Origin of the sequence: Streptomyces sp. (assembly GCF_035645055.1) — a bacterium.
Taxonomy (GTDB): Bacteria; Actinomycetota; Actinomycetes; order Streptomycetales; family Streptomycetaceae; genus Streptomyces.
Genome location: NZ_DASQNH010000049.1, coordinates 98,546 through 105,266 on the forward strand (window position 1 = coordinate 98,546; position 6,721 = coordinate 105,266).

Annotated in this window: 5 protein-coding genes and 5 pseudogenes; 3 read left to right on the forward strand and 7 right to left on the reverse strand. The window is 72.3% G+C overall.

Annotated elements, in window-relative coordinates:
• Window positions 1-116 precede the first annotated feature (116 nt).
• Window positions 117-815 carry a TetR/AcrR family transcriptional regulator gene (locus VE614_RS16340; protein WP_324937101.1) on the reverse strand — a complete coding sequence of 233 codons (699 nt, stop codon included), beginning with the start codon at window positions 813-815 and terminating at the stop codon, window positions 117-119.
• 219 nt (window positions 816-1,034) lie between these two features.
• On the opposite strand from VE614_RS16340, the gene VE614_RS16345 reads away from it, so the two are divergent.
• Entirely contained in the window at window positions 1,035-2,438 is a 1,404-nt protein-coding gene (locus tag VE614_RS16345; RefSeq protein WP_324937103.1) for an MFS transporter, read from the forward strand.
• 221 nt (window positions 2,439-2,659) lie between these two features.
• Here VE614_RS16345 and VE614_RS16350 read toward each other — a convergent pair whose 3' ends face one another.
• From VE614_RS16350 to VE614_RS16360, 3 genes and pseudogenes are all read right to left on the reverse strand, one after another.
• A complete protein-coding gene (locus tag VE614_RS16350; protein WP_324937105.1) occupies window positions 2,660-3,397 on the reverse strand; it encodes a YoaK family protein in 738 nt (245 codons plus the stop codon).
• Window positions 3,378-3,902 carry a DoxX family protein gene (locus tag VE614_RS16355; RefSeq protein WP_324937107.1) on the reverse strand — a complete coding sequence of 175 codons (525 nt, stop codon included), beginning with the start codon at window positions 3,900-3,902 and terminating at the stop codon, window positions 3,378-3,380. Before VE614_RS16355 ends, VE614_RS16350 begins: the two co-directional genes overlap by 20 nt.
• Before the next feature lie 43 nt (window positions 3,903-3,945).
• Window positions 3,946-4,518: pseudogene (locus tag VE614_RS16360) on the reverse strand (hydrolase); the annotation flags it as partial.
• Between VE614_RS16360 and VE614_RS16365 the strand changes: the two are divergent.
• Window positions 4,515-4,715: pseudogene (locus VE614_RS16365) on the forward strand (alpha/beta hydrolase); the annotation flags it as partial. The pseudogenes VE614_RS16360 and VE614_RS16365 sit on opposite strands and share 4 nt — an antisense overlap.
• Before the next feature lie 62 nt (window positions 4,716-4,777).
• Here the strand turns inward: VE614_RS16365 and VE614_RS33770 are convergent.
• Window positions 4,778-4,858: pseudogene (locus tag VE614_RS33770) on the reverse strand (IS5/IS1182 family transposase); the annotation flags it as partial.
• Window positions 4,859-4,953: 95 nt separating this feature from the next.
• Between VE614_RS33770 and VE614_RS16370 the strand changes: the two are divergent.
• On the forward strand, window positions 4,954-5,502 hold the full coding sequence (locus tag VE614_RS16370; protein WP_324937111.1) for a hypothetical protein: 549 nt from the start codon (window positions 4,954-4,956) through the stop codon (window positions 5,500-5,502).
• Between the two features lie 110 nt (window positions 5,503-5,612).
• On the opposite strand, the pseudogene VE614_RS16375 reads toward VE614_RS16370, so the two are convergent.
• Together VE614_RS16375 and VE614_RS16380 are read right to left on the reverse strand one after the other, a co-directional pair.
• A pseudogene (locus VE614_RS16375) lies at window positions 5,613-5,929 on the reverse strand (amidohydrolase); the annotation flags it as partial.
• Window positions 5,926-6,513 (reverse strand): annotated as a pseudogene (locus VE614_RS16380) (FAD-dependent monooxygenase); the annotation flags it as partial. The pseudogenes VE614_RS16375 and VE614_RS16380, both read right to left, overlap by 4 nt.
• Between the last annotated feature and the right edge of the window lie 208 nt (window positions 6,514-6,721).

The following is a 6,721-nucleotide window of genomic DNA, read 5'->3' on the forward strand; positions in this document are numbered from 1 at the left end:
GTCGTCCTGGCCCGCGCCGCTCGGGCGCGGACGATGCGCGGTCGCCCGGTGACGTAAGGCGCGCGCCGGGCGCGCGAGTGGCCGACCGGCCGCCGATCGACGGCCCGCGCGCCGGATCAGCCGTCCTGGCGCTGCGGCGTGCCGGCCGTGGCCTGGGCGAGCAGTCCGTCGACGAAGGCCGGGAGGGCCCGCGGGTAGTCGTCACGTGAGGACAGCGTGGACCACTGGCCGCTGAGGGAGGCGAGGCGGGGCACCAGGGACGCGTCGAGGATGCTGCCCAGGGCCTGGCCGTCGAACTGCTCGTCGTCCGCCCGGTGAGCGGAGTGCGCGCGGACGAGGATCTCGCCGACCGTGTAGTACCAGAGGCTGCGGACGACGTACACGGCCTGTTCCGGCGTGCATCCGTGGTCGATGGCCCCGGACACGATCGTCTCGACCAGCCGCAGGGCCGAGTCGCCGAGCCGGACGAGGAAACCGTCGGCCGTCAGCACCTCCGCGGCCCACGGCCAGGCCGCGAGGGCATCGTGGACGGCGGTTATGGCCACGATGATGCGGTCCCGCGGCTCGCTGGGCAGGGCCGGGTGCGGGATCTGATCGGCGTATTCCTGGATCAGCAGGAACAGCAGATCCTCCTTGTCCTGTACGTGGTGGTACAGGGTGGTCGCCCCGATGCCGATCTCGGCGGCCAGCCGGCGGATGGTCAGCTTCTCCCAGCCGTCCCGGTCGATGAGCCTGCGGGCTGCGTTCAGGATCTGTGTGCGGGACGTCACGGGCGGCCGGCCGACGCGGCCGTGCGGTGCGTTGGTTCGGGACATCGTCCCATCATGCCCTTCTGCTCGGGCCCGGCCGAAACCGGATGAGTTCCGTCTCCGTCTCGACAGCGGGCTCTTCCGGTGATAATTTCAGAACGTGTTCGAAAAATCTACTGGCACGAGAAGGACGCAGAGGACTGGTTTGCGGTGACAAACACGGAATCAGCAAGCGGGGCAACGACCGTCGGCCGGGGAGCCAACCCGGGGCTCACGCTTGCCGCGGTGGCTGTCGTGCAGTTCATGGTGTCGCTGGACCTGTCGGTCGTGAACGTCGCACTCCCGGAGATCGGCGCAGGACTCGGCTTCAGTGAGGTCGGGCTGACCTGGGTGATCCACGCCTACGCGCTCACCTTCGGCGGGTTACTCCTCCTGGGCGGCAAGATCGCCGACCGGTACGGGCAGCGGCGGATGCTCATGATCGGGCTTCCCCTGTTCGGTCTCGCCTCCCTGCTCGGCGGCTTCGCGCAGGACCCCGGTCAGCTGGTGGCCGCCCGTGCCGTGCAGGGCGTGGGAGCAGCGGCACTGGCGCCGGCCGCGCTGGCGCTGCTGGCCTCGACCTTCCCCGGCGGCAAGGAGCGCGTGAAGGCCTTCGGCGTGTGGAGCGCGATGAACGCCGCCGGTGGCGCCCTGGGCGTGCTGATCGGCGGCCTGCTCACCGAGTACGCGGGCTGGGAGTGGGTGATGTTCGTCAACGCCCCGATCGTCGCCCTCGCATTGGCCCTGGCCTGGCGCGGAGTCGCCGCCGACCGAATCGCCGCGCGCCGCGGCGCACCGGACGTGCTGGGTGCCGTCCTGGCCACGGCCGGAATGACCCTCCTGGTGTTCGGCATCGTCCGCACCGACCAGCACGCGTGGACCTCGTCGACCACCGTGACGACCCTGGCGATCGCCGTGGCACTGCTCGTCGCGTTCGTCCTGGTCGAGCGCAGGACCACCCGCGACCCGATGATCCGGCTCGGCCTGTTCACCAACCGCTCGGTCGCCGGCGCGAACGCCTGGACGTTCCTCCTCGGCGGTGCCACGGCCTCGGCCTTCTACTTCGTCTCCCTCTACCTCCAGCGAGTGCTCGGCAGCGGTCCGGCCGAGGCCGGCCTCCAGTTCCTGCCGTTCGCGTTCGGCGTGGTCATCGGCTCCGTACTCGCCGTCAAGCTCGGCTACCGGTTCCCGGCCCGCACCCTGCTGATCGTCGGCGGCACGGTGACCGCGCTCGGCTTCCTCTGGCTCTCCCAGATCAGCGCCGACGGCTCCTTCGCCGTCGACGTCCTGGGCCCGTCGATCGTCACCAGCGTCGGCATCGGACTCGGTCTCGCGCCGGCCGTCTCGCTCGCCACCGTCGGAGTCGCGCCCCACGAGGCGGGCAGCGCCTCCGGCCTGCTCAACGCCACCCGCCAGATCGGCTGTTCTCTCGGACTGGCCGCTCTGGGCACGATCGCCCACCACCGCACCGGCGACGTCGCCACCGCGGAGGCCCTGAACGACGGGTACGCGCTCGGTATGAGCATCATCGTCGGCATCCTGGCCGTCGGCATCCTCATCGTCTTCACCGTCCTGCCCCGCACCGGCCCGGCGGCGGCAGCCGCACCGGCGGAGCAGGACAACCGCGACCTGCTCCCCGACCGGGACTGAACGTCACGCCACGTCCCTGAGCGGGCCGCCCGCGCAGGCGGCCCGCTCCGACGGGACCTGCCGGCCTGCTCGACCCGCCGGGACAAGGCGGACGCGACCCCTGACGGCCAAGGCTTTCGCAGCCTGCGGCCGCCCAGGGGTCGCGTCCGTGTGCAGCGTCCGAGAGCGGGCGAGCGGCCTCACCGGGCGCCGCCGTTTGCGTTGTTTCAGGCACCGCGGCCTCAGGACGGGAGCCGGGTCCAGGGGGCGTCGGAGGCCGAGTGGCGGCGTACGGCCAGGAACGCGCCCGCCAGCAGCAGCGCGATCACACCCGGGACGAGGGTGACGTCCGTGTACCGCAGCAGCACCGCGCCGCCCAGGGCGCCGAGGAACATGGCGAGGACGGAGAGGATCCGCCGTCCCGGCCGGGGTGCCGCCCCGCCGGCCGGAACGGAGTCCGCGGCCAGCCCCGTCAGGGTCAGCGTCAGGACGGTCGTGGTCAGGTCGGGGACACCGAGCCGCCGGGCGACCGCGTTCTGCAGGCCCATCGCGAGCCCGAGGGCCACGATCAGGACGTATCGGACCTCGGTGGTCACTTCGCCGTCCGCTGGGGCCGCCGCCGCGACGGCCACCGCGACCAGCACCAGCTGCACCGCGCAGGCGCGGGCCAGCGGCCGCGCCCGGTGGGCCGCGAACCGGGTGCCGAAACGGCCGCCCGCCAGCGCCCCTCCGAGGAACGCGGCCATCGCGGCGACGGACGCGAGGGCGGACAGGCCCTCGGCGCCCGCCAGGGCGAAACCGAGGAAGACCACGTTGCCGGTCATGTTGGCGACGAACACGTGGCCCAGGGCCAGATGGCTCACCGCGTCCACCAGGCCGGTCACCACCGTCAGCGCGAGCATCAGCGGCGGCAGCGGGCCGTGCGGGTCTCCCGGCGACGGCAGCAGCGTACGAGCCGCGTCAGTCAGCAGCTTGCGCATACCGAGGCGTTCCCTCCGGCGCCGGGGGGCGGTGCATCACCACCCGGGTGAGCAGTCCGCTGACAGGGCCCAGAACCAGGGCCGCGACACAGACCCACAGCGGCCACGGCGTCAGCCCGAGCACGTGATCGGCGGACCAGCGGCCGGGGCCGGTGAGCGCCAGCACCGCGGCGACGGCGACCAGGACGAGGGGGTAGTCGTAGCCGTCGTTCTGCGCCCACAGCCCCTTCGCCCACTTGACGGTGGCGGCGACCGTCATCACGCCCATGGCGGCCATCGCGGCCAGGGGCGTGAGCAGGCCGGCCGCCAGGAACAGGCCGGAACCGATCTGGGCGGCTCCCGCGGCGAGCGCGGTCAGCCGGCCGCCGCGGAATCCGTCCCGGCGGAACTCCTCGGTCCCGCCCGCCCATCCGTCGCCGCCGAGCCGGAAGCTCACCTTCTGGACCCCGTGCCCGGCGATGAGCAGCCCCACCACCAGCCGGAGGATCAACAGTCCGACGTCCATCGTGCTCCTGCCTGTTCCTGACGTTCCTGTCCGGGCGCGAGGATCAGCCGGCCGCGTGGGCGCCGATCACGGCCTGGGCGTAGACGATGCCGAGGCCGTAGGCGCCGCCGTGCTCCTTCACGACCTCGGTGGTGGGCCCGTAGGTCTCGGTGCGCGCCAAGTCCCGCTGGAGCTCCAGCAGCACCTGCACCCAGGTCACCGGTACCGCGCCGGCCTGCGTCATGCGCTGCACGGCGTGCTCGTGGGCCTGCGGGCTGACGCCGCCGGAGGCGTCGGTGACGACATGCCCCTCGTAGCCCTGGGCGAGCGCCGAGAGGGCCGGCAGGACGACGCAGACCTCGGTCCACAGGCCGGCGATGACGAGCTTCCGGCGGCCGGTCGCCCTGACGGCCTCGACGAAGTGCACGTCCTCCCAGGCGTTCATCGTGGTGCGGTCGACGGTCTTCTGGTCGGGGAAGACGCCGGCCAGCTGCGGCATGAGCGGGCCGGAGAAGGACTCGGCCGCCACGGTGCTGAGCACGACGGGAACGTCGAAGGCCCGCGCGGCCTTCGCCAGACCCACGGTGGAATTGATGATCGCGGAGCGGTCGCCGCTGCCCGTGCCGAAGAACAGCCTCCCAGCGCCCGCTCGCCGGGGGCGCATTCGAGGAGAAGGCGGCCGTGGCCGCCTGGCGCACCAAGCCCTCGTGGGCTCTCGTCGCCACCGCGGACCAGGCGATCAACCCCGAGGTCGAGCGCTTCGGCGCCCAGCGCGCCGGCGCCACGATCGTCGAACTGGAGGGGGCCTCGCGATGCCCCGCCGCACCACCGCCCGGGCAGGGCGGCGCACGTCGAGCCGGGTGTGGTGGATCCCGGCGGAACCGTCACGACGCGGAACGGCTTGCGCGAGGCGGGATGACCAGCCCAGTGCCCCGGTAGCCACCGTCGGCAATCACCGTGGTGTTCCCGACGTGATCGTCCCGTGGCACGTTCACCTGCCCGATCTGGAGGTGTGGTCACGACTCCACCACCGCGAGATCACCCGAACTGCCGCCCGGGATACGGTTTGCACGTGATCTACCTGATAGGCGGGCCACCACGGGTGGGCAAGAGCACCCTCGCGTGGATGCTGCTGGAACGGGACGGCATCCCGGGATGCCCGACCGACGCTCTGGTTTCGATGCTGCAGCGTGCCGCGCCCCAGCACGGCGTGCGCCACGGCACGCACCCGGACAAGGCCGTACCGGCGCAGCCCTTCCTCGTTGAGTTCATCCGTGCCGCCGCGGAAAGCCTCGACGACTCCGATCCCCTGGACGGCTACGTGATCGAGGGCGACATCGTCACGCCGGCGGCGGCCACCGTCGCCGCTGGTCTCGGGACGCCACTGAGCTGCGTCTTCCTTGGGAACGCGGAGCTGACCACCGAACACTTGAGGGCCGCCCCGGACTGGCTCGACGGAGCCGATGACACCACCTATCGGGAGATCGCCGCGTGGGTCAGGGATCAAAGCACTGCCCTGCGTGAAGCCTGTGCGGCCAGCGGGCACGTCTACGTCGAGTTGGGGGCTGGCTACACCCAGGGCCTTGAGAGGGCCTACTCGACACTGATGGAGAGGCGCTGACCGCCCACCGTCAGCACCCGCGAAGGCCGCAGAGAATCGCGGGACAAGCCTTGGGTTCTGTTTGATGGTTGATCTTGTGGTGGGTCGTGGTGAGCTGTCGGATGTGGCGTGGGCCGTCGACTCGTTGGCCAGCCGGTACACCTTCTCGGCCGTCTCCTCGTCCGCCCAGTAGTGGTAGTGCGAGGGGGAGGGGCTGACCAGCTGGACGTCCACGCCCTGCGCGTCCATCGCGGCCAGCCGTGCGGCCGGGTCGGTCAGCCGGGGAATGCGGTCGCGCACCATGGGCCCGTTGACCGCGAGGGCCGCCGGGGCCGTTGCGGCGGGCGTCGAGCGCGCGGGCCGCGTCATGGCCGGGCAGCCCGGCCACCAGCGCGTCGACCTCGGGGAGCAGGACGTAGGCGTGCACGTCCACGGTGGGAGACGTCACGGCAGCTCCCGGAGCATCGTCATGGTGCGGGCCATGAGCCCCGGCACGTCGGCGTCCCGTGCGCCGTCCAGCTGCCACTGCCCGAGTTGCACCGACGCCTTCACGACCGGGCGGACGCGGGTGATCCGCCGCTCGTAGTACGCCTGGAACAGCGCGTCGTCCCAGGTGTCGGCCTCGGAGAGCATCCCGGCGAGCACCCATGCGTCCTCCAGCGAGAGCGCCGCGCCCTGGGCGAGGGTGGGCGGGCAGCAGTGCGCGGCGTCGCCGATCAGGACGACCCGGCCGCGGTGCCAGGAACCCTCCACCAACAGCCGGTCGAACCGGGTGTAGTTGACCTGCGCTGGGTCCGTGATGTGCGCGGTGATCTCCGGCCAGTGACCGCCGTACGCGGAGGCCAGGCGGCGCATCTCGTCCGCGTACGACTCCGGCGGTACGGACGCCCGGTCGCGGTTGGGCTCGACGACGTACGCGTAGAGGGTGGTGTCGCCGGTGGGGCAGTAGCCGGCGATGTAGGCGGGGCCGCCGTAGGCGAGGTCGGTGCGGGTCACACCCGCCGGGCGCGGCGCGGCGATGCGCCAGACGGCAGGCAGGCAGCTGCCGGTCATCGACAGGACGGTGGGCAGTCCGCCCCGCACGGTCGGTGTCGCCCGTCGTCCGGTCGTGGGCGGGCGAGGAAGAGGGCATGAGGGCGCTCAAGGGCAACGGCGGGCAGGTGACGCCTCGAAGCAGGTGGCTCCGGCTGCCGGGGACCTCGCCGCAAGGGCGCGTGACATGCCACGACCGTGCGGCGTG